The sequence below is a fragment of the Streptomyces sp. NRRL B-1140 genome (assembly GCF_001280065.1).
Lineage (GTDB): Bacteria > Actinomycetota > Actinomycetes > Streptomycetales > Streptomycetaceae > Streptomyces.
Genome location: NZ_LGEA01000096.1, coordinates 113,003 through 135,166 on the forward strand (window position 1 = coordinate 113,003; position 22,164 = coordinate 135,166).

A 22,164-nucleotide genomic window follows, 5' to 3' on the forward strand; every position below is an offset into this window, starting at 1 on the left:
ACTCAGTCCTTCCGCCGCGTGGGGAAGTCGTCCGAGGGCTCCCGGCCCTGCCGGCGCAGTCCCGCCTGCACGGCGCCGGCCAGGATGCGCGCGGCCACGCCCACCAGCAGCAGGCCGCCCGTCATCTGAATCATCGTCAGCACTCGCCCGGTCTGTGAGCGGGCCGCGATGTCGCCGTATCCGACGGTGGTGAACGTCGTGAGGGTGAAGTACAGGGAGTCCGTCTTGGTCAGCGGCTCGCTGAACGAGCCGGGGGTGGTGTGCTCCAGCAGGAAGTAGGCGCCCGCGAAGAGCAGCAGGAAGAGCGCCAGCGTCGCGGCCAGGGCCTCGATGGCCTTCAGCCGGGGGTGAGACGAGGTCACGATGGCCCGCACCTGCCACCAGAACACCACGACGACCAGCAGCAGACCGCAGGCCAGCAGCACCGAGTCGCCGGTCGTGCCGCGACCGTCCAGGGGCAGCACGTAGTAGACGGTGACGAGCCCGGCCACGACGAGCACGGCGCGTACGAGGGCCGAGATCGCCGCACGCCGTCGCTGTCCCCGCCGCCGGTGCGGCTGCTCCGCTGGATCGTCCATTGCGCGTCTCTCGGTCGCGGTCCTGCCTCCGGCACCAGAGCGCCCCACAAGGCCTGTCCCACCACCTCAGCGTTCCGGCGGCGCATTGGGATCACCCGTCACGGGTGAGGCGGCCCGGACAGACCCTGGGCAGGCTGGGGTCGAGGGGACGGTTCCCGCACGTCGGGCTTTCCGGCCCCATACCCCCACCTCCGGTCGCTGACCGCGCCGGACACAGCGAATCGAGGCAGCAGGATGACCGCTACACACCCGACGCACGGAACGCCGAGGGCGAGGCACGGAACCGCCGCCGCAGGCTTGATGATCTTCGCGGCCATCATGCTCATGATCGCCGGGATCCTGGCGATCATGCGCGGCATCTCAGCCATCGCCGAGGACCAGGTCTTCGTTTCGACCCCCAACTACGTCTTCTCCTTCGACCTCACCGGCTGGGGCTGGATCCACCTCGCCCTCGGCGTGGTCGCCGTGCTCGTCAGCGTGGGGCTCTTCCAGGCATCCACCTGGGCGCGCGTCCTCGGTGTGGGGATCGCCGGACTCGTCCTCATCGCCAACTTCCTCTCCCTGCCCGCCTACCCGGTCTGGTCCGTGGTGATGATCGCTTTGACCGGGTTCATCATCTGGGCCCTGTGCACCGCGAAGAAGGGCGACATCTGAGAGCCGGGCGGCCGTACCCGCCCGCAAGGGACGGACGCGGCCGCGTCACGGCCCCGCGTTCAGGCCCGCGTGCGCACCAGCAGCAGCGCCACGTCGTCGTCAGGCTCGGGACTCAGCGCGCTGAGCAGACTGTCGCTCGCGCGCTGAAGACTGGGCCCGGCGTGCTGGAGCAGCCGGGTCAGCGTGCCGAGGCCGGTGTCGATGGGCTCCCCGCGGTTCTCGACCAGGCCGTCCGTGTACAGCGCGAGCAGGGAGCCCGGGGCCAGTTCCACCTCCACCGTGCCGAACTCCACGCCACCGACCCCGAGCGGGACACCGCCCGGCACCTCGACGAGCCGCGCACTGCCGTCCGCCCCGGCGAGCACCGGCGGCAGATGCCCGGCGCTGGACAGCTCGCAGGTGCCACGCCGCAGGTCGCACACCGCGTACACGCAGGTGGCGATCGCGTCACCGAGCGAGCCGGCGATGTCGTCCAGGTGCCGCAGCAGCTCGGCGGGCGGCAGGTCCAGCCGGGCCAGCGCCCGCGTCGCCGTGCTCAGCTGCCCCATGATCGCCGCGGCCTGGACGCCCTTGCCCATGACGTCCCCGACGACCAGCCCGGTACGTCCCGGACCGAGCGGGAGGACGTCGTACCAGTCGCCGCCGACCTCGCTGAGGGCCGGGCGGTAGCGGGCGGCGATGTCCAGCCCTTCCCGCTCGGCGGGGGTGCTCGGAAGCAGACTGCGCTGCAGGGTCAGGGCGGTGCCGCGTTCGCGGCCGTAGAGGCGGGCGTTGTCTATGCAGATCGCGGCCCGTGCGGCGAGTTCCGAGGCGAGCACCCGGTCCTGGTCGTCGAAGGGGCGCTCGTTGACCGTGCGGTACAGCGACAGCGTGCCGAGCACCTTGCCCCGGGCCACCAGCGGCAGCGCCAGGTAGGAGTGGGCACCGGCCTCGTGCAGGGCCAGGGCGGCCCGTGAGTCCCGGGCCAGACGCCGCAGCATCTTGGCGTCCACGCGCTCGACGAGGACCGGGCGGGCACTGCGGACGCACTGCGTGATGATCCGCGACGAGCCGTACACGGCGAGCTCGCCCACCGGGTCGGCGGCGTGGATGGCGTCGGTGGGGTAGCCGGCCGCGACGGCCAGCGCCCGGAACTCGGCGGGGGAGCCGCCCGACACGGGGGTGATGGTGCCGCGGGCCACGACCGACTCCAGGACGTCCACGGCGGCCAGGTCCGCCAGGTGCGGCACGACCACGCCGGCCAGTTCCCGGGCGGTCTGCTGGAGGTCCAGCGTGGTGCCGATCTTCATCCCCGCGTCGGCGATCACCGACAGGTGCTGGCGCGCCTGTGCGACCTCGGTCGCGGCCTGCTGGCGCTCGGTGACGTCCAGCACGGCCATCGCGAGGCCGAGGACCCGGCCGTCGGTGTCCTCGATGCGGTGGTACGACTCCGAGTAGGCGCGGTCCTGAGCGTCCGCCGCCGTACGCCCGACGGTCTGCTGGTCGAGCAGCGGCCTGCCGGTCTCCAGGACGTGCCGCATCCGTGCCTCGATGGCCGCCACGTCCAGGTCCGGCAGTACCTCCCCGACCCGGCGCCCCAGCACGGCCTCCTCGGGGACGCCGTTGATCCGCTCCAGCGCGGGGTTCACACCCACCCAGCGCAGGTCGTTGTCGAACACCGCGATGCCGAGCGGGGTCTGATTGACGAGGCTGTGGGAGAGGGCGAGGTCGCGCTCCACCTTGCGCACGGTCGTCGCGTCCGTGGCGAGTCCCAGCAGGTGGGGCTGCCCTTCGGGGTCGAGGAGGCGCATCGTGCGGAACTCCACGGCCCGTTCCGTGCCGTCGCGGTGCCGCAGCGGGAACACTCCGGCCCACCGCGCCCCCGTGCTGACCTGCGCGAACAGCTCCCTGCCCCGGGAGCGGTTCTCGGGGGAGACCAGGAGGGTGTCGGCCCGCTGCCGCAGGGCTTCCTCCGCGCTCCAGCCGAGCAGCTGCTCGATCTCGGGGCTCCACAGCACGATGTGGCCGCCGGCGTCGAGAACCACCGCCGCGACCTTGAGCAGATCCAGCAGCCCGCCGGGCGCGGCCGTGACGGCGTCGCGGTCCGAGGTCGCGTGGCCGTTCATGCGGGCCGCTCCTTCCGGCGCGGCAAAGGTACCGCCATGATCTGTTGTGCGGGCTGTCCGATGAGGTCACATTACGGTCGGAGCAGTGGCACTGTCGCGCCGAAATGACAAAAAAGCGCGGGTCACCACCCGCGACAGGAGGGAGCGGCACCGTGGAGGACTGGACGCTGCGGGAGAGCCTGCTCACCGGGTCGGGGACGGTGCGCTGGGACCGGTGGGGCGATCCCGGCGGAGAGCCGGTCGTGCTGCTGCACGGGACGCCCTTCTCGTCGTACGTGTGGCACGAGATCGCACCCGCCCTCGCCGCCGTCGGGCACCACGTCCACGTCTGGGACATGGCGGGCTACGGCGCCTCCGGCATGCACGACGGCCAGGACGTCTCACTGGGCGCCCAGGGCCGGATCCTCACCGAGCTGCTGGCGCACTGGGGGCTGCGGGAGCCGTCCGTGATCGCGCACGACTTCGGCGGGTGCGTGGCGCTGCGCGCCCACCTGCTGCACGGGGCCCGCTACCGGCGGCTCGCCCTGGTCGACCCGGTGGCCCTGAAGCCCTGGGGGTCGCCCTTCTTCCGTCTGGTCGGGGAGCACAGTCAGGTCTTCGAGCAGCTCCCGGCGGCGCTGCACGAGGCCCTGGTGCGCGAGTACGTCACCTCCGCGAGCCATCCCGGCCTGCGCCCGGCCGTGCTCGACGCCCTGATCGGGCCCTGGACGGGGGAGGAGGGGCAGGCGGCCTTCTACCGGCAGATCGCGCAGGCCGACCAGCGCTACACCGACGAGATCCAGCCGCTCTACCCCTCGATCGACCTGCCCGTCACGGTGTGCTGGGGCACCGAGGACACCTGGATCCCCTTCGCCAAGGGGCGGGAACTCGCCGACTTGATCCCGGGTGCACGGCTGGTGCCCGTACCCGAGGCAGGACATCTCGTCCCGCTGGACGCGCCCGCCCGCCTGACGAGCGAGCTGCTCGCCTTCCTGACGGTCTGAACCATCAGGACCGCACAAAGTCCGACGCGGTCATTGCTTCGAATGTGTGCGAGTCCTAGGGTGTGCCTGCTCAGCAGTTGCTCTGTCACCGTCAGTTGCCCTTCGAATCAACAGAAACACCCACCGCTGGTGCGCAGTTGAGGATGGCATCTGACGTGCCCTCAGTCCGTGCAGCACCGCACCTGTCGAACCGAGGAAGGCCACGTTCATGCCGCACCCCCCGCATCCGTCCCACGCCGACCGGCCCGTCGTCAGCCGCCGTCGTCTGCTGGAGGGAGGAGCCGCCGTGCTCGGCGCGCTCGCCCTCTCGGCGTCGCCCACCGCCTCCTACGCGGCCGGCCGGCGCCCGGCGGCGGACGGCCCTCCGGAGTGGAACGACGGCCTGAGCGTGTACCGGGTGGGCACCGAGCCGCCGCACACCACCCTCATGCCCTACGCGAACCTCGGGCAGGCACTGAAGGGCGACCGTGAGCGCTCGCCGTACCGGCTGAGCCTCGACGGCACCTGGAAGTTCGCCTACGCGGACCGCCCCGACGACCGTGACCCGGACTTCTACGGGACCGATGTCGACGACTCCGGCTGGGACACCATCCCCGTGCCCTCGGCCTGGCAGCTGCACGGCTACGACTTCCCGATCTACGTCAACATCACCTACCCCTGGTGGGGCCCCAACGGCGGTGGCGAGAACGCCCAGCCGCCCGCCGCCCCGACCCGCTACAACCCCGTCGGCCAGTACCGCCGCACGTTCACCGTGCCCCGCGACTGGAAGGGCCGGCGCACCTTCCTGCACTTCGAGGGCGTCAAGTCCGCCCACTACGTGTGGATCAACGGCAAGCTGGCCGGCTACCACGAGGACTCCTACACCTCCGCCGAGTACGACATCACCCCCCACCTCAAGCCGGGCACCAACCAGATCGCCGTCGAGGTGTACCGCTACTCCGACGCGGAGTGGCTGGAGGACCAGGACATGATCCGGCTGAGCGGTATCTTCCGCTCGGTCCACCTGTTCTCCACGCCTGCCGTGCACGTCCGCGACTTCCGCCTGGACACCCCGCTGGGCGACGACTACACCTCCGCCGAGCTCAAGGTCACCGCACAGGTCCGCGACTACGGCGGCGAGGGCGCGGGCCGCTACACCGTCGAGACCCAGCTCTACGACGCGCGCGGCCACGCCGTCTGGCCTCGCCCCCTCAACCGGACGGTCGACGTCCCCGACGGCGACGAGGCCACCGCCGAGGCGTCCAGGACCGTCCCCTCACCCAGGCTGTGGTCGGCCGAGCACCCGAACCTCTACACCGCCGTGCTCCGCCTGCGCGACCCGGCCGGCAAGGTGGTCGAGACCCTCTCGCACCGCGTCGGCTTCCGCGAGTTCGCGCTCAAGGACGGCCTGATGCGCATCAACGGCAAGCCGGTCTCCTTCCGCGGCACCAACCGGCACGAGATGCACCCCGTCACCGGCTCGGCGCTCACCCGCGCACAGATGGTCGAGGACATCGGGATCATCAAGCGACTCAACATCAACAGCGTCCGCACCTCGCACTACCCGAACAACCCGCTGTGGCTCGAACTCGCCGACGAGTACGGCCTGTACCTCGTCGACGAGACCAACCTGGAGACCCACGGCATCCGCGACAAGTACCCCGGCAGCGGACACGCGGAGTGGACCGAGGCGTGCGTGGTCCGCGCCCAGAACATGGTCCACCGCGACAAGAACCACGCCTCGGTGGTCATCTGGTCCCTCGGCAACGAGGCCGGCGGCGGCACGACCTTCAACGCCATGCACGACTGGATCCGCTCCTACGACCCCACCCGCGTCATCCAGTACGAGGGCGACGACCGCCCGGGCATCAGCGACATCCGCTCCGAGATGTACGACAGCCCGCAGCGGGTCGAACAGCGCGCCAAGGACACGAGCGACACCCGGCCGTACGTGATGATCGAGTACTCCCACGGCATGGGCAACTCCAACGGCAACTTCAAGAAGTACTGGGACATCGTCCGCCGCCACGACGTCCTCCAGGGTGGCTGGATCTGGGACTTCGTCGACCAGGCCCTGCGCTGGCCCACCCCGACGCGCAAGCTGCTGACCGAGTCAGGCCCGGGCACGCTGCGCGGCGAGGTCATGGCACCCGCCGGCACCTTCGACCCCGCCAAGGGCGTCTCCGGCGGCACCGTCTTCCCCCGCGACACCCGCCTCGACCTCACCGGCTCCCTGACCCTGGAAGCCTGGGTCACCCCGGACGTCACCGGCGGCCACCAGCCCGTCATCACCAAGGGCGACACCCAGTACGCCCTCAAGCAGAGCGACAAGAACCTGGAGTTCTTCATCCACGGCGGCGGCCAGTGGGTCACCGCGAGCTGGGCGCTGCCCGAGGGCTGGACCGGCAGGGAACACCACATCGCCGGCGTCTTCGACGCGGACGCGGGCACGCTCACCCTCTACGTCGACGGCCAGGTGCGCGGCACCAGGACCACCACCCGCCGCCCCGCCGACAACACCGCCCCCCTCTCGCTCGCCACCGACGTCGACAACCCGACCCGGGAATTCAGCGGCACCATCCGCCGGGCCCGTGTGTACGCCCGCGCCCTGAGCGCCGCGGAGCTCGCCTCGGACACCCGCACGCCCGACGACGAGGGCGTGCGCTTCTGGTTCGACGCCGCCACCGCCGGGTTCACCGAGAAGCGCCCGCGCGACAAGACCTTCTACGCCTACGGCGGCGACTGGGGCGACAACCCCAACGACGGCGCCTTCTCCGGTGACGGCATCGTCCTGCCCGACCGCACCCTCACCGGCAAGTCCGCCGAGGTCAAGCAGATCTACCAGGCCGTCAACGCCACACCGGCCTCGGGCGGCCCCGGTGCCGTCACCCTCACCAACGAGTACCTGTTCACCAACCTCCGGGAATTCGAGGGGCGTTGGTCCCTGGTCGCCGACGGCGAGGTCGTCCAGCATGGCCGGCTGACCCGCGACCAGCTGGACGTGGCGCCGCTGAGCAGCAAGGACATCGAGATCCCGGTGCGGATCCCGGCCAGGCCCGAGCCCGGTGCCGAGTACTTCCTCCAGCTCTCCTTCACCACCAGGGAAACCACCCCGTGGGCGAAGGCCGGCTTCGAGGTGGCCAAGCAGCAGCTCGCCCTCGACACGGACAGCCCGGCCGTGCAGCCCGCGCCGCTGCGGAGCGTGCCCGCCCTGAGCCACGCCGACCGGGACAAAACTGTCACCGTCAAGGGCAGGAATTTCGCCGTCACCGTCGACAAGAGCACCGGAGCCATCACCTCCTACGAGGCGGGCGGCACGCGTCTCCTCACCTCTGGACCCGTCCCGAACTTCTGGCGGGCTCCCACCGACAACGACCGCGGCAACGGCCAGCACACCCGCAACCAGACGTGGCGCGACGCCGGAGCGAAGCGGAAGGTGACCGACGTACGGGTCCGGCCCCTGGGTGACCGGGCCGTCGAGGTCACCGTCACCGGCACGCTGCCCACCGCCACGGAGTCCACGTACAGCACGACGTACACGGTCTTCGGCAACGGCGAGATCAAGGTCGACAACACCCTCCACCCGGGCGCGGCGAACCTGCCGTACATCCCGGAGGTCGGCACCCTGCTGTTCCTGCCGCGGAGCCTGGACCGGCTGCACTACTACGGCCGGGGTCCCGAGGAGAACATGTGGGACCGCAACAACGCCACCGACGTGGGCCTGTACTCCGGCACCGTCTCCGGGCAGTGGACCCCGTACCTGCGCCCCCAGGAGAACGGCAACAAGACCGACGTCCGCTGGGCCGCGCTGACCGACGGCCGGGGCCGCGGCCTGCTCGTGTCCGGTGAGCCGCTGGTGGAGGTCAACGCCTCGCACTTCACCCCCGAGGACCTGTCCGTCGGAGCGCGCCACGACTACCAGCTCACTCCCCGGGACGCCGTGGTCCTGCGGGTGAACCACCGCCAGATGGGCGTGGGCGGCGACGACAGCTGGGGCGCGCACACGCACGCCGAGTTCAAGCTGCTCGCCGACCGCGACTACGCGTACACCTACCGGCTGCGCCCGCTGACCCGGGTGAGCGAGGCGATGGAGGCCTCGGGACGGCCGACCGCCACCGACTAGAACCGGCGGTGGGACAGCGGCGCCGCCTCAGTCGGCGGCGTCGCTGATACCGAGCCGCAGATGCTCCACGTGGTAGACGGCCTGGTCGAGCAGCTCGGCGACATGGTGGTCGTGCAGCGCGTAGACCACCGAACGGCCCTGCCGCTCGCCCACGACCAGGCCCAGATTGCGCAGCAGCCGCAGCTGGTGGGAGCAGGCCGACTGTTCCATGCCCACCTCGGCGGCCAACTCCGTGGCCGGCAGCGGGCCTTCGCGTAGCCGCGCCAGGATGAGCAGCCGGGAGGGAGTGGACAGGGCCTGGAGCGTGGTGGCGACCTTCGCGACGTTGTCCGCGTCCAGGCGTACGCGTTCGGCGGCGTCCTGCGCGGGAGTGACGGCTCCATGACCCATGCCGTCATCGTACCGGCCCCGCACGAACACATGAATGAATATTCATCTGTGCCCGTCCGGCGGCCGGGCCGGAGCACCACGATGTCGGATTCTCGCCAGCCCCGCGCAGCCCGGTGCCGGATGCTGGACCCATGCAGAAGGGGATGCACACCGACACCGAGCGCTGCGTGCGCGCCGTCCGGTCCAAGGACGCACGGTTCGACGGCTGGTTCTTCACGGCCGTCCTGACCACCGGCATCTACTGCCGTCCCAGCTGCCCGGTGGTGCCGCCCAAGCCGGAGAACATGGTCTTCCACCCCAGCGCGGCGGCCTGTCAGCAGGCCGGGTTCCGGGCCTGCAAGCGCTGCCGGCCCGACACCAGTCCCGGCTCACCGGAGTGGAACCAGCGGGCCGACCTCGTGGCCCGCGCCATGCGGCTGATCGCCGACGGTGTCGTGGACCGCGAGGGCGTGCCCGGCCTCGCCGGCCGCCTCGGCTACAGCACCCGCCAGGTCGAACGCCAGCTCCTCGCCGAGCTGGGCGCGGGCCCCCTCGCGCTCGCCCGCGCCCAGCGTGCCCAGACCGCCCGGCTGCTCGTCGAGACGACCGCCCTGCCCATGGCGCAGATCGCCTTCGCCGCCGGCTTCGCCTCGATCCGGACCTTCAACGACACGGTCCGCGAGGTCTTCGCCCTGGCCCCGAGCGAGCTGCGCGCCCGCACCCCGAGACGGCAGGGCGCGAGCACACCCGGCGCCGTGTCCCTGCGGCTGCCGTTCCGCGCGCCGCTCAACCCCGACAACCTCTTCGGTCACCTCGCCGCGACGGCCGTCCCCGGCGTGGAGGAGTGGCGCGACGGCTCCTACCGCCGCACCCTGCGCCTGCCGTACGGCCACGGCATCGTGGCCCTCACCCCGAACCCCGACCACATCGCCTGCCGCCTCACCCTCGGCGACCTGCGCGATCTGACCGTCGCCATCAGCCGCTGCCGCCGTCTGCTCGACCTGGACGCCGACCCCGTCGCGATCGACGACCAGCTCCGCACGGACCCGGTCCTCGCGCCCCTGGTGGACAAGGCGCCCGGGCGCCGGGTGCCGCGCACGGTCGACGAGGCCGAGTTCGCCGTCCGGGCCGTGCTCGGGCAGCAGGTGTCCACCGCCGCCGCCCGCACCCACGCGGCCCGCCTGGTCACCGCCTGCGGCGAACCGGTCGAGGACCCCGAGGGCGGCCTCACCCACCTCTTCCCGTCCCCCGAGTCCCTCGCGGCGCTCGACCCCGGGACCCTGGCCATGCCGCGCACCCGCCGCACCACCTTCACCACCCTGGTCCGCCGGCTCGCCGACGGCGACCTCCACCTGGGCCTCGAGAGCGACTGGCCGCGCACGCGCGCCGAACTCCTCGCCCTGCCCGGATTCGGGCCCTGGACGGTGGACGTCATCGCCATGCGCGCCCTCGGCGATCCCGACGCCTTCCTCCCCACCGACCTCGGCATCCGCCGCGCCGCCCGCGAACTGGGCCTGCCGTCCACTCCGGCCGCCCTCACAGCTCGCGCGGCGGCCTGGCGCCCCTGGCGGGCCTACGCGGTCCAGTACCTCTGGGCGACCGACAGCCACCCGATCAACTTCCTTCCGGTATAGGGACCTCCGATGAAGCAGTACACCGTGACCGACAGCCCGTACGGCCCCCTCACCCTCGTCGCCGACGACGGCGTCCTGTGCGGCCTGTACATGACCGACCAACGCCACCGCCCGGCACAGGAGACCTTCGGCACCCGCGACGACACCCTCTTCGCGGAGGCACAGGAGCAGCTGAAGGCCTACTTCGCCGGCGACCTCACGGAGTTCACGGTCCCCCTGCGCCTGAACGGAACCCCGTTCCAGCGCACCGTCTGGGACCAGCTGTGCCGCATCCCCTATGGCGAGACCCGCACCTACGGCGAGCTCGCCGGCGCCCTCGGCGCCCCCGCCGCCTCCCGCGCGGTCGGCCTCGCCAACGGCCGCAACCCCGTCGGCATCATCGTCCCCTGTCACCGCGTCATCGGCGCGAACGGCAGCCTGACCGGGTACGGCGGCGGCCTGGAACGCAAGCAGCGCCTGCTGGACTTCGAACGCGGGGCGGCACTGTTCTAAGCGGCGGCACCCAGGGCACGCAGCAGCTTCGGCAGCGCCGTGCCGATAGGGTCGCGGACGATCTCCTCGGCACGGTCGTCGTACGGGGTCGGTTCGGCGTTGACGATGACCAGACGGGCACCGTGGTCGGCGGCGACACCGGCGAGACCGGCCGCGGGCTGCACCTGAAGGCTCGATCCGACGGCGACGAACACGTCACAGGCTTTGCTGACGGCGGCCGCCTCGCCGAGGACGACCGGGTCGAGCCGCTCGCCGAACATCACCGTGGCAGGCTTCAGGATCCCGCCGCACCGGAGGCACGGCGGATCGTCCTCGCCCGCCTCCACCCGGGCGAGCGCGTCCGCCATCGGGCCGCGGGCGAGGCAGCCGGTGCACACGACCTTCCGTGCCGTGCCGTGCAGTTCGAGCACCTTGCGGGCGGGTATCCCGGCGAGCTGGTGCAGCCCGTCCACGTTCTGTGTGATCACCCGTACCGGCACCCCGGACCGCTCCAGCTCCGCGACCGCCCGGTGCGCGGCGTTGGGCTCGGCCCGCAGCGCCCCCGTCTCGCGCCGCATCAGCCAGGACCGGCGGCGGATCTCGGCATCGGCCATGTAGTACTCGTACGTGACGAGCTTCTCGGCCTCGGGGTCGCGCCGCCACAGCCCGTTCGGCCCGCGGTAGTCCGGGATCCCCGAATCCGTGCTGATGCCGGCACCGGTGAGCAGGGCGACAAGGGGTTTGGCCATGTCGCCGAGGGTAGGCCGGTCCACGGGGCGGCGGCGAGCGGATATCGAACGGGGCGACGAGGGGTGAGCGGCCCGTGCTGTCAGTACACCCGCCTGCCGTTCTCCAGCTCCGCCGTCCCCGACCCGTCCGCCAGGACGTCGAGGGCGGCCAGGACGCGGCCGCTGTGGGCGCCTGACAGGTACTCGGTCAGCTTCTCGCGCGCCACCAGCCGCCAGGACAGCAGCTCCTCCTCCTGGAGGCGGATCGCTGTGAAGTCGTCCTCGCTCAGCACCCCGCCGTCGTACACGTAGGCCACCAGCGGCGGACGTCCCGCGCCCTGCACCCAGTCCACCGTCAGCAGCCGGCCGAGCTCACGGTCGAGGCCGATCTCCTCGGCCGTCTCGCGCCGCGCGCCCTGCCGCGGGGTCTCGCCGTCGTCGGATTCGACGGTGCCGCCGGGCAGTGTCCAGCCCTCCCGGTAGTTGGGCTCGACGAGCAGCACACGGCCCGCGTCGTCCCGGAACAGCGCGGCGGCACCGGCCAGGACGCGGGGCAGGGACGCGATGTAGGCGGCGTAGTCAGGAGAGGTGGTCATCGGTGCAGGGTAACCACCGGGCGCCGGATCAGCCGCAGGGGAAGACGTAGTCGGACTTGTAGTCGATGTAGAGGCTGCTGGACGAGGTGCCCATCTTGGCGGTCACCGGGGCGCAGGCGAAGCCGGAGACGTACACCGGTCCCGCGTACTCGCTGAAATTGCCCGAGTTCTTGTCGCACGAGGTGCCGCCGACCTTGCAGACCTGCACGAACATGTACCGGGACCGGCCGACGTTGTTGTCGAGGATGACGCAGCCCTTGCCGCCGTTCTCGTAGGCGAAGAGGGTGGCCAGACGCTCGCCGGGGTCGGTGCCGAGGGGCAGCGGGATCGCCTTGCGCAGGGTGTAACCGGTACCGCACACGTTGGCCGCCGCGGCCACGGGCGCGGGCTGCTCGGCGGCGACGGCCTGGGGGGCGGTGAGGACGGCGGCGGTCAGAACGGACACGGAAGCGGCGGCGCGGACAGCGGTTCTGAGACGAGACATGACAAGCAGACGCTTTCTGTCAGGCGCGGGGGTGTGCGGGCGCGGGGCGAGTGACTGGAAACGATCGGAAGATCCGATGGTCAGATCACTTTACGATCGGGTTTGATCGACATCGTCGGCTCGTGATCGAGTGGCCGGAATCAGCCGGAGGGAAGCTTTCCAAGCGGAACGGCCTACTGATCTCCGAGGTGCTGTCCGATTCTGAGCGGTCATGAGGCCCGGGCCTCGAAGCGGAAGGAGAGGCCGACCCACGCACGCTCCCGGGATCGGCCGGTTCGATCCGGTCAGGCCTCCGGTTCCGCCAGCCGCAGCGTCCGCTCCGCCAGCTCGCTGATCCGTACCCCGTCGAAGCCGAACACCGCGCTGCGGACCGTGTCCTCCAGCGGCGCCTTCCACTGGTCCGGGATGGCCGCGGCCCCGCCGAACACGCCGGCCACCGAACCCGCGGTCGCGCCGTTGGAGTCGGTGTCCAGGCCGCCGCGGACGGTGAGCGTGATGGTCCGGGTGAAGTCGCCGTCGCCGTAGAGCAGGCCGGCGGTGAGGACGGCCGCGTTCGGCACGGAATGGATCCAGCCCATCCCGGCGGTCTCCTCGGCGAGCGTGCTGAGCGTGTCCTCCCAGGACATCCGGGTGTCGTGCAGAGCGGCCACGCGGCGTACCGCGCGGGCGAGCCGGCTGCTCGCCGGGATCACGGCCAGGGCCTCCTCGACGGCGTGCCGCACGGTGGGCGCCGTGAACGCCGCCGAGATCAGCGCCGCCGCCCACATGGCGCCGTACACCCCGTTGCCGGTGTGCGACAGCACCGCGTCCCGCCGGGCGAGCAGCGCGGCGCGGCGCGGGACGCCCGGGCAGGTCCAGCCGAAGACGTCGGCCCGGATGAGGGCGCCGATCCACTCCTGGTAGGGGTTGTCGTAGGTCGCCGTCAGCGGCGGCTTGAGCCCGCTCGCCAGATTGCGGTACGCGGCCCGCTCGGCGGTGAACGTCTGCAGGTACGGCAGCCGCAGCAGCCACAGCTCGCCGACCTGCTCGGTGGTGAAGCCGAAGCCGTGGGTCTCCAGCAGGTCGAGGCCGAGGATCGCGTAGTCGACGTCGTCGTCACGGCAGCTGCCGTGGATGCGGCCGCGGACGCAGCTGCGCCACTCGGGGCGGAGCGCGAAGCCGTCGTGTTCGCTGACCGGCTCGGGCAGGTAGTCGGTCAGCGGCAGGGCCGCGGCCTGTCCGAGGTAGCGGTCGATGCGGTCGCGGGTCCACACCTCCCCCTGCTCGACCGGCTTGCCGAGCATGTTTCCCGCGATGCGGCCGGTCCAGCCGCCGAGGATGCGGTCGGAGAGCGCCGTTGCGGTGTCAACGAGGGTCATGGTTGTGGTCTACCCGTTTCGGGAGGGGGCTTGCGGCGCGTTCGGGGCTGCCGGTCCCCGGTGGCTGTTCGCGCAGTTCCCCACGCCCCCGACGCGTCGGTCCATGGGTTGGGCAAAGGCTGACGGGCGGGGGTTGTGCCGGTTAAGGTCGCAGCGGCGCGACTGGCCCTGACGTGCGTGAGGGCCCGGAGAGCAAGGGGAGTGCAAGTGGCGGACGCTGCAGTGAGCGGCACCCGGAAGGCACGGCGGGTGCTCGTCGCCGCGGACAAGTTCAAGGGGTCGCTGACGGCCGTGGAGGTCGCCGAGCGGGTGACGGCCGGGTTGCGCCATGTCCTGCCGGACCTCGAGGTCGAGGCGCTGCCCGTGGCCGACGGCGGCGACGGGACCGTGGCCGCGGCCGTCGCGGCCGGTTTCGAGCGCCGGGAGGTACGGGTCGCCGGCCCCCTCGGCGACGAGGTGACGGCGGCCTTCGCACTGCGCGAGGGCACCGCCGTCGTCGAGATGGCCGAGGCGAGCGGGCTGCAACGACTGCCCGCCGGGGTCTTCGCCCCGCTCACGGCATCCACCCACGGATCCGGTGAGCTGCTGCGGGCCGCGCTGGACGCGGGTGCCCGCACGATCGTCTTCGGGGTCGGCGGCAGCGCCACCACCGACGGTGGCGCCGGGATGCTGTCGGCGCTGGGCGCCCGGTTCCTGGACGCCGACGGGGAGCCGGTGCCCCCGGGCGGCGGTGGACTCGCCCGGCTGGTCACCGCCGACCTCTCGGGACTCGACCCGCGCCTCGCCGAGATCGAGCTGGTCCTCGCGAGCGACGTCGACAACCCGCTGACCGGCCCGAAGGGCGCCGCCGCGGTCTACGGCCCGCAGAAGGGCGCCTCATCCGGCGACGTGGCGGCGCTGGACACCGCCCTCGCGCACTTCGCCGAGGTGCTCCAGGGGCCGGCCGGTGCCCAGGCCGCCGAGTACGCGGCATCGCCGGGTGCGGGCGCGGCGGGTGGCATCGGCTTCGGTGCCCTGCTGCTGGGCGCCCGGTTCCGTCCCGGGATCGAGGTCATGCTCGACGTCCTGGGCTTCGCCCCGGCTCTGGAGCGCGCCGACCTGGTCATCACCGGCGAGGGCTCCCTCGACGAGCAGACCCTGCACGGCAAGGCCCCGGCGGGCGTGGCCGCGGCGGCCCGGGCCGCGGACAAGGACGTCGTGGCGGTCTGCGGCCGCCTGGCCCTGCCGCCCCAGACTCTCGGCCGCGCCGGTATCCGCCGGGCCTACCCCCTGACGGACGCGGAACCGGACGTCGCGAAGTGCATCGCGCAAGCGGGCCCGATCCTGGAGCGGGTGGCGGAGCGGATCGCGCGGGACTTCCTGACCTGATCCCCCTCCGCACAGGCAAGGGGCCCCGAACCGTATCCCGGTCCGGGGCCCCAGCCATGTCATGTCACTGCACTACGGCAGCTGCGCCGCCCGCGCCTCGCGGCGGTTGTCCCGGAAGTTGTTCACCCGCCGAGCCGTCGCGAACAGCGGGATCACCGCCCCCATGACCAGCTGGAGCGCGCAGCCCGTCTGGAGCAGCAGCTGGCCGCTCGGCGCGTCGAACGCCCAGGCGGCCATCATGCCCATGCCCAGCACGATCCACGACAGCATCGCCACGGCGAGCCGGCCCCGCGGCTTCGGGTACTCCACGCGGCTCACCATCAGCCACGCCGTCCCCAGGATCGCCAGAAGGGTCGCCACGAAGGGCAGCTCCAGCAACACGATGGACACGACGGTCAGTGCGCCGAACGGTGACGGCATGCCCTGGAAGGTGCCGTCCTTGACCGTGACGCACGAGAACCGGGCAAGCCGCAGCACCACCGCCAGCAGCACCACGATCGCCCCGACCGCCGCGACCCGCTGGTACGCGCCCTCCGCCACCATGCCGTAGACGAGGACGAAGTACGCCGGCGCCAGGCCGAAGCTGATCAGGTCGGACAGGTTGTCCAGCTCGGCGCCCATGGGGGAGGAGCGCAGCTTGCGCGCCACCAGGCCGTCGAACAGGTCGAAGACCGCCGCGCACAGCATCAGGATGACCGCCGTGGCCGCGCTGTTGCGGGCCATGCCGGACTCCTGGCTGCCCATGAGGTCCGGGATCAGGATGCCGGTGGTGGTGAAGTACACCGCCATGAAGCCGCATGTGGCGTTGCCGAGCGTGAGGGTGTCCGCTATCGACAGGCGAAGGGAGAGGGGCATCTCCTCTTCCTCGTCGACCCCGTCGGACTCCGGGACCCAGCCGGCCTTGGTGTCAGGATCAATCACGGTCAATGCGAGTCACCCCCGCCACGGTCTTCTGACCGACCTCGACCGCGACCTCCACGCCCTCGGGCAGGTAGAGGTCGACCCGCGAACCGAAGCGGATCAGACCGATCCGCTCACCCTGCTCGACCTTCGTGCCCTCGGGCAGGTACGGGACGATGCGACGGGCGACCGCGCCGGCGATCTGGATCATCTCGATGTCGCCGAGCTCGGTGTCGAAGTGCCAGACGACACGCTCGTTGTTCTCGCTCTCCTTGTTGAAGGCGGGAACGAAGCCACCGGGGATGTGCTCGACCGACGTCACCGTGCCGGCCAGCGGCGCGCGGTTGACGTGGACGTTGAGCGGGCTCATGAAGATCGCGACGCGGGTGCGGCCGTCCTTCCACGGCATGATGCTCTGCACCACACCGTCGGCGGGCGAGATGACCCGGCCCTGGGTGATCTCGCGCTCGGGGTCGCGGAAGAACCACAGCATCCCCGCCGCGAGCGCGGTGGCGGGAACGGCGACGGCCTTGGCGGCGCCGGAGCGCCGGGCCCGTGCCAGGCTGAGGGCTGCGGTGGCGACGGTCGGAAGGAGCCACGGCGATGCTCCGCGCGCGAGGCGTACGCCGGCCCGGCTGTCGCGAGGTGCAGAGGTTTGGCTGTGGGGCATGGATGACCTTCGTAGCGGATGATGCCGCACACTGACGGGGGACGGCGGCTTTCCGGCGATCGTAGCGGCTCGGGGCCGTAACTGGGTAAGCCAGGCAGCCGAGTCGGCGGCAGAAGAGTGCTGACGGGGTGTGATCTTCTTCTCCAAGAAAACACCCCGTATCCGGACATCTAGCCCTGGAACCGATACTCTTCGAGCAGCCGCCTGCCGATGATCATTTTCTGGATCTCGGCGGTACCTTCACCGATGAGCAGCATCGGGGCCTCACGGTAGAGGCGCTCGATCTCGTACTCCTTGGAGAAGCCGTAGCCGCCGTGGATCCGGAAGGCGTCTTCGACGACCTCCTTGCAGTACTCGGAGGCGAGGTACTTCGCCATCCCTGCCTCCAGGTCGTTTCGCTCCCCGGAGTCCTTTTTGCGTGCTGCGTTCACCATCATCGCATGGGCGGCCTCGACCTTGGTAGCCATCTCGGCCAGCTTGAACTGGATCGCCTGGTGCTGGGCGATCGGCTTGCCGAAGGTGTGGCGCTGCTGCGCGTACTGGACGCCCAGCTCGAACGCACGCTGAGCGACGCCGCAGCCACGCGCCGCCACGTTCACGCGGCCGACCTCGACCCCGTCCATCATCTGGTAGAAACCACGGCCGGTGACCCCGCCGAGCACACGATCCGCAGGAATCCGCAGGCCATCCATGATGAGTTCGGTGGTGTCGACCCCCTTGTAACCCATCTTGTCGATCTTGCCGGGGATGGTGAGGCCGGGACGCACCTCGCCGAAACCGGGCTCCTTCTCGACCAGGAAGGTCGTCATCGACTTGTGGGGCGCGGTGCCCTCGGCGTGACCTTCGTCACTTCTGACCAGAACGGCCACCAGAGACGACGTTCCGCCGTTCGTCAGCCACATCTTCTGGCCGTTGAGGACGTACTCGTCGCCGTCCTTCACCGCCTTCGACGTGATCGCCGACACATCCGAGCCCAGGCCCGGCTCCGACATCGAGAAGGCGCCCCGGATGTCGCCGGCGGCCATCCTCGGCAGGAAGTGGTCCTTCTGCTCCTGCGTGCCGTGCTGCTTGAGCATGTACGCCACGATGAAGTGGGTGTTGATGATGCCGGAGACCGACATCCAGCCGCGGGCGATCTCCTCGACGCAGAGGGCGTAGGTGAGGAGCGACTCGCCCAGACCCCCGTACTCCTCCGGGATCATCAGGCCGAACAGGCCCAACTCCTTCAGCCCGTCGACGATCGCTTGCGGGTACTCGTCGCGGTGCTCCAGCTCCGTGGCGACCGGAATGATCTCCTTGTCCACGAAGTCCCGGACGGTGGACAGGATCTCCTGCTGGACGTCCGTCAGACCGGCGGTCTGGGCGAGTCGCGCCATGGCTACTTCTCCTGCTCCCTGAGCTCGGGGCGGCCGGGCTGCTCGCCGCCGCGCTCCTTGATGTACGTCTCGGTCGGCACCATCACCTTGCGGCGGAACACACAGACCAGCGTGCCGTCCTGCTTGTAGCCCTTGGTCTCGACGTAGACGATCCCGCGGTCGTTCTTCGACTTCGAGGGCCACTTGTCGAGCACGGTCGTCTGGCCGTAGATCGTGTCGCCGTGGAAGGTCGGCGCCACGTGCTTGAGCGACTCGATCTCCAGGTTGGCGATGGCCTTTCCGGAGATGTCCGGCACGGACATGCCGAGCAGCAGCGAGTAGATGTAGTTGCCCACGACGACGTTCTTGCCGAAGTCGGTCGTCTTCTCCGCATAGTTCGTGTCCATGTGGAGCGGGTGGTGGTTCATGGTGAGGAGACAGAACAGGTGGTCGTCGTACTCCGTGACCGTCTTTCCCGGCCAGTGCTTGTACGTCGCCCCGACCTCGAACTCCTCGTACGTGCGCCCGAACTGCATCGCGCTCAGCCCTCCGGGATCTCGAACTTGCTGGTGCGCTGCATACCGGCGGCGCGGCCCTTGCCGGAGATGACCAGGGCCATCTTGCGGCTGGCCTCGTCGATCATCTCGTCGCCGAGCATCGCCGAGCCCTTCTTGCCGCCCGCCTCGGACGTGTAGTAGTCGTACGCGTCCAGGATCAGCTCGGCGTGGTCGAAGTCCTCCTGCGACGGCGAGAAGATCTCGTTGGACGCCTCGACCTGGCCCGGGTGCAGCACCCACTTGCCGTCGAAGCCGAGCGCGGCGGCGCGCTGGGCGACCTCGCGGTAGCCGTCGATGTTGCGGATCTGCAGGTAGGGACCGTCGATCGCCTGGAGGTTGTTGGCGCGGGCGGCCATCAGGATCTTCATCAGGATGTAGTGGTAGGCGTCCGCCGGGTAGCCGGGCGGCTGCTCGCCCACGACCAGCGACTTCATGTTGATGGACGCCATGAAGTCGGCCGGGCCGAAGATGATGGTCTCGACGCGCGGGGAGGCCTGCGCGATCTCGTTGACGTTGTTCAGGCCCTGCGCGTTCTCGATCTGCGCCTCGATGCCGATCTTGCCGACCTCGAAGCCCATCGTCTTCTCGATCTGCGTCAGCAGCAGGTCCAGGGCGACGACCTGCTGGGCCGTCTGCACCTTCGGCAGCATGATGCAGTCGAGGTTCTGGCCGGCGCCCTCGACGACCGTGACGACGTCCCGGTACGTCCACTCCGTCGTCCAGTCGTTGACGCGCACGACCCGCGTCTTGCCCGTCCAGTCGCCCTCGTTGAGGAACTTGACGATGGTGTGCCGCGCCTCGGGCTTGGCGAGCGGCGCGCACGCGTCCTCCAGGTCGAGGAAGACCTGGTCCGCCGGGAGGCCCTGCGCCTTCTCCAGGAAGCGGGGGTTGCTTCCCGGCACCGCGAGACACGAGCGGCGGGGACGCAGACGGTTGACGGTCATGCGGGGACCTCCAGGGGGTCGAGCTTGTTCGCTTTGCGGATCTCGTCGACGATGCGGCCGATGATTCCGGTGATGTCGAAGTCCTTCGGGGTGAAGACCGCGGCCACTCCGGCTTCCCTGAGCTGCTCGGCGTCACCATTCGGGATGATGCCACCGGCGATCACGGGTATATCTGTGGCACCGGCCACACGCAGCCGTTCGAGGACGTCCGGGACCAGCTGGGCGTGCGAGCCGGACAGGATCGACAGGCCCACCGCGTGCACGTCCTCGGCCAGGGCCGCGTCCACGATCTGCTCCGGCGTCAGCCGGATGCCCTGGTAGACCACCTCGAAGCCGGCGTCGCGCGCACGGACGGCGATCTGCTCGGCGCCGTTGGAGTGACCGTCCAGGCCCGGCTTGCCGACCAGGAAGCGCAGCTTGCCGACGCCCAGGTCCTTGGCCGTCAGGTCCACCTTGCGGCGGACCAGGTCGAGCGCGCTGCCTTCCTCGACGGGCACGGCCACCGGAGCGGAGGAGACACCCGTGGGCGCCCGGAACTCGCCGAACACCTCGCGCAGCGCCCCGGCCCACTCGCCGGTCGTCGCCCCGGCGCGGGCGCACTCCAGGGTGGCCTCCATGAGGTTCTCGTTGCCGCGCGCGGCCTCCTTCAGCCGCTCCAGGGCCTTGCAGGGCCGCGGGTGGTTGAAGGGCGGCTGGTAGCGGCTGTCGCGCCACTGCTCCAGCCCGGCGATGACCCGGGCCTCGACCGCCGGGTCCACCGTCTGGATCGCGGTGTCGAGGTCGGCGGTCAGCGGGTTGGGCTCGGTGCCCTCGAAGGCGTTGACACCGATGATCTTCTCCTGGCCGGACTCGATCCGGCCCCGGCGCTCGGCGTGCGAGGCGACCAGCTGCGACTTGAGGTAGCCGGACTCGACGGCCGCCATCGCGCCGCCCATCTCCTGGATGCGCTCGATCTCGGCGAACGCCTCCTCGACCAGCTGCTCCACCTTCGCCTCGATCACCTTCGAGCCCTCGAAGATGTCCTCGTACTCCAGCAGATCGCTCTCGTACGCCAGCACCTGCTGGATGCGCAGCGACCACTGCTGGTCCCAGGGGCGGGGCAGGCCCAGGGCCTCGTTCCAGGCGGGCAGCTGCACGGCACGCGCGCGGGCGTCCTTGGAGAGGGTGACGGCCAGCATCTCCAGCACGATCCGCTGGACGTTGTTCTCCGGCTGCGCCTCCGTCAGGCCCAGGGAGTTGACCTGGACGCCGTAGCGGAAGCGGCGCTGCTTGGGGTTCTCGATGCCGTAGCGCTCGCGGGTGATGCGGTCCCAGATGCGGCCGAACGCCCGCATCTTGCACATCTCCTCGATGAAGCGGACGCCCGCGTTCACGAAGAACGAGATGCGCGCCACGACATCGCCCATGCGCTCCTGCGGCACCTGGCCGGAGTCGCGCACGGCGTCGAGGACGGCGATCGCGGTGGACATCGCGTACGCGATCTCCTGGACCGGTGTGGCGCCCGCCTCCTGCAGGTGGTAGCTGCAGATGTTGATCGGGTTCCACTTCGGGATGTGGGAGACCGTGTACGCGATCATGTCCGTCGTCAGGCGCAGGCTCGGCCCCGGCGGGAAGACGTGCGTCCCGCGGGACAGGTACTCCTTGACGATGTCGTTCTGGGTCGTGCCCTGGAGCTTGGTGATGTCCGCACCCTGCTCCTCGGCGACGACCTGGTAGAGCGCCAGCAGCCACATGGCGGTGGCGTTGATCGTCATCGAGGTGTTCATCTGCTCCAGGGGGATGTCCTGGAACAGCCGGCGCATGTCACCGACGTGCGCGATCGGCACGCCGACCCGGCCGACCTCGCCGCGGGCGAGGATGTGGTCGGAGTCGTAGCCGGTCTGCGTCGGCAGGTCGAACGCCACCGACAGACCCGTCTGGCCCTTGGCGAGGTTGCGCCGGTACAGCTCGTTGGACGCCTCGGCCGTGGAGTGACCGGCATAGGTGCGCATCAACCACGGCCGGTCCTTCTGACGCTCAGTCATCTGTGCCCCCGTACGTCTCAGATGTTGCGGAAGCGGTTGATGGCGTCGATGTGCTGGGCTCGCTTCTCCTGGTCGCGCACGCCCAGGCCCTCCTCGGGGGACATGCACAGCACGCCGACCTTGCCCTGGTGGAGGTTGCGGTGCACGTCGAACGCGGCCTGGCCGGTGTCTTCCAGGGAGTACACCTTCGACAGGGTCGGGTGGATCTTGCCCTTGGCGATGAGGCGGTTGGCCTCCCAGGCCTCGCGGTAGTTGGCGAAGTGCGAGCCGATGATCCGCTTGAG

Annotated in this window: 19 protein-coding genes and 1 pseudogene; 6 read left to right on the top strand and 14 right to left on the bottom strand. The window is 70.6% G+C overall.

What is annotated here, in order from left to right; genetic code table 11:
- Positions 1 to 2: 2 nt before the first annotated feature.
- Positions 3 to 578, bottom strand: coding sequence for a potassium channel family protein (locus ADK65_RS17775; protein ID WP_053671151.1), 576 nt, complete (start codon positions 576 to 578; stop codon positions 3 to 5).
- A 234-nt stretch (positions 579 to 812) separates the two neighbouring features.
- On the opposite strand from ADK65_RS17775, the gene ADK65_RS17780 reads away from it, so the two are divergent.
- On the top strand, positions 813 to 1,232 hold the full coding sequence (locus tag ADK65_RS17780; protein ID WP_053671152.1) for a DUF7144 family membrane protein: 420 nt from the start codon (positions 813 to 815) through the stop codon (positions 1,230 to 1,232).
- Between the two features lie 59 nt (positions 1,233 to 1,291).
- Here ADK65_RS17780 and ADK65_RS17785 read toward each other — a convergent pair whose 3' ends face one another.
- Positions 1,292 to 3,337, bottom strand: coding sequence for a SpoIIE family protein phosphatase (locus ADK65_RS17785; protein WP_053671153.1), 2,046 nt, complete (start codon positions 3,335 to 3,337; stop codon positions 1,292 to 1,294).
- Between the two features lie 152 nt (positions 3,338 to 3,489).
- Here ADK65_RS17785 and ADK65_RS17790 point away from each other — a divergent pair, with 152 nt between their 5' ends.
- Both ADK65_RS17790 and ADK65_RS17795 read left to right on the top strand, forming a co-directional pair.
- Positions 3,490 to 4,320 (top strand): alpha/beta fold hydrolase, encoded by an 831-nt coding sequence (locus tag ADK65_RS17790; protein ID WP_053671154.1) that lies wholly within the window; start codon positions 3,490 to 3,492, stop codon positions 4,318 to 4,320.
- Between the two features lie 208 nt (positions 4,321 to 4,528).
- The gene (locus ADK65_RS17795) at positions 4,529 to 8,422 is read left to right on the top strand and encodes a glycoside hydrolase family 2 TIM barrel-domain containing protein (RefSeq protein WP_053671155.1); all 3,894 of its coding nucleotides are present in this window, start codon (positions 4,529 to 4,531) and stop codon (positions 8,420 to 8,422) included.
- A gap of 27 nt (positions 8,423 to 8,449) precedes the next feature.
- Here the strand turns inward: ADK65_RS17795 and ADK65_RS17800 are convergent, their stop codons facing one another.
- Complete coding sequence (locus ADK65_RS17800) at positions 8,450 to 8,812, bottom strand: ArsR/SmtB family transcription factor (protein ID WP_053671172.1); 363 nt, start codon at positions 8,810 to 8,812, stop codon at positions 8,450 to 8,452.
- A 143-nt stretch (positions 8,813 to 8,955) separates the two neighbouring features.
- On the opposite strand from ADK65_RS17800, the gene ADK65_RS17805 reads away from it, so the two are divergent.
- Entirely contained in the window at positions 8,956 to 10,425 is a 1,470-nt protein-coding gene (locus ADK65_RS17805) for a DNA-3-methyladenine glycosylase 2 family protein (RefSeq protein ID WP_053671173.1), read from the top strand.
- A 9-nt stretch (positions 10,426 to 10,434) separates the two neighbouring features.
- Positions 10,435 to 10,917, top strand: coding sequence for a methylated-DNA--[protein]-cysteine S-methyltransferase (locus ADK65_RS17810; protein ID WP_053671156.1), 483 nt, complete (start codon positions 10,435 to 10,437; stop codon positions 10,915 to 10,917).
- Here the strand turns inward: ADK65_RS17810 and ADK65_RS17815 are convergent.
- The 4 genes from ADK65_RS17815 to ADK65_RS17830 all read right to left on the bottom strand — a co-directional run bounded on the left by ADK65_RS17815 (position 10,914) and on the right by ADK65_RS17830 (position 14,062).
- Positions 10,914 to 11,645: an SIR2 family NAD-dependent protein deacylase gene (locus ADK65_RS17815; RefSeq protein WP_053671157.1), complete on the bottom strand. Its 732-nt coding sequence runs from the start codon at positions 11,643 to 11,645 to the stop codon at positions 10,914 to 10,916. The two genes, ADK65_RS17810 and ADK65_RS17815, sit on opposite strands and share 4 nt — an antisense overlap.
- Before the next feature lie 80 nt (positions 11,646 to 11,725).
- Positions 11,726 to 12,220 (bottom strand): NUDIX domain-containing protein, encoded by a 495-nt coding sequence (locus tag ADK65_RS17820; protein ID WP_053671158.1) that lies wholly within the window; start codon positions 12,218 to 12,220, stop codon positions 11,726 to 11,728.
- Between the two features lie 28 nt (positions 12,221 to 12,248).
- On the bottom strand, positions 12,249 to 12,704 hold the full coding sequence (locus tag ADK65_RS17825; protein WP_053671159.1) for a hypothetical protein: 456 nt from the start codon (positions 12,702 to 12,704) through the stop codon (positions 12,249 to 12,251).
- A gap of 284 nt (positions 12,705 to 12,988) precedes the next feature.
- Positions 12,989 to 14,062, bottom strand: coding sequence for an ADP-ribosylglycohydrolase family protein (locus tag ADK65_RS17830; protein WP_053671160.1), 1,074 nt, complete (start codon positions 14,060 to 14,062; stop codon positions 12,989 to 12,991).
- 249 nt (positions 14,063 to 14,311) lie between these two features.
- Between ADK65_RS17830 and ADK65_RS17835 the strand changes: the two genes are divergently transcribed.
- Complete coding sequence (locus ADK65_RS17835; RefSeq protein WP_053671174.1) at positions 14,312 to 15,430, top strand: glycerate kinase; 1,119 nt, start codon at positions 14,312 to 14,314, stop codon at positions 15,428 to 15,430.
- A gap of 72 nt (positions 15,431 to 15,502) precedes the next feature.
- Here the strand turns inward: ADK65_RS17835 and pssA are convergent, their stop codons facing one another.
- From pssA to ADK65_RS17870, 7 genes and pseudogenes are all read right to left on the bottom strand, one after another.
- The gene (pssA, locus tag ADK65_RS17840; RefSeq protein WP_053671175.1) at positions 15,503 to 16,285 is read right to left on the bottom strand and encodes a CDP-diacylglycerol--serine O-phosphatidyltransferase; all 783 of its coding nucleotides are present in this window, start codon (positions 16,283 to 16,285) and stop codon (positions 15,503 to 15,505) included.
- 58 nt (positions 16,286 to 16,343) lie between these two features.
- Positions 16,344 to 17,000, bottom strand: a complete 657-nt coding sequence (locus tag ADK65_RS17845) for a phosphatidylserine decarboxylase (protein WP_053671161.1) — start codon at positions 16,998 to 17,000, stop codon at positions 16,344 to 16,346.
- A 170-nt stretch (positions 17,001 to 17,170) separates the two neighbouring features.
- Positions 17,171 to 18,376: an acyl-CoA dehydrogenase family protein gene (locus tag ADK65_RS17850; RefSeq protein WP_053671162.1), complete on the bottom strand. Its 1,206-nt coding sequence runs from the start codon at positions 18,374 to 18,376 to the stop codon at positions 17,171 to 17,173.
- Positions 18,377 to 18,378: 2 nt separating this feature from the next.
- A complete protein-coding gene (locus ADK65_RS17855; RefSeq protein ID WP_030843910.1) occupies positions 18,379 to 18,891 on the bottom strand; it encodes a MaoC family dehydratase in 513 nt (170 codons plus the stop codon).
- A gap of 5 nt (positions 18,892 to 18,896) precedes the next feature.
- Complete coding sequence (locus ADK65_RS17860) at positions 18,897 to 19,856, bottom strand: HpcH/HpaI aldolase/citrate lyase family protein (RefSeq protein WP_053671163.1); 960 nt, start codon at positions 19,854 to 19,856, stop codon at positions 18,897 to 18,899.
- On the bottom strand, positions 19,853 to 21,880 hold the full coding sequence (locus tag ADK65_RS17865; protein ID WP_053671164.1) for a protein meaA: 2,028 nt from the start codon (positions 21,878 to 21,880) through the stop codon (positions 19,853 to 19,855). Before ADK65_RS17865 ends, ADK65_RS17860 begins: the two co-directional genes overlap by 4 nt.
- A 17-nt stretch (positions 21,881 to 21,897) precedes the next feature.
- Positions 21,898 to 22,164: pseudogene (locus tag ADK65_RS17870) on the bottom strand (crotonyl-CoA carboxylase/reductase); the annotation flags it as partial.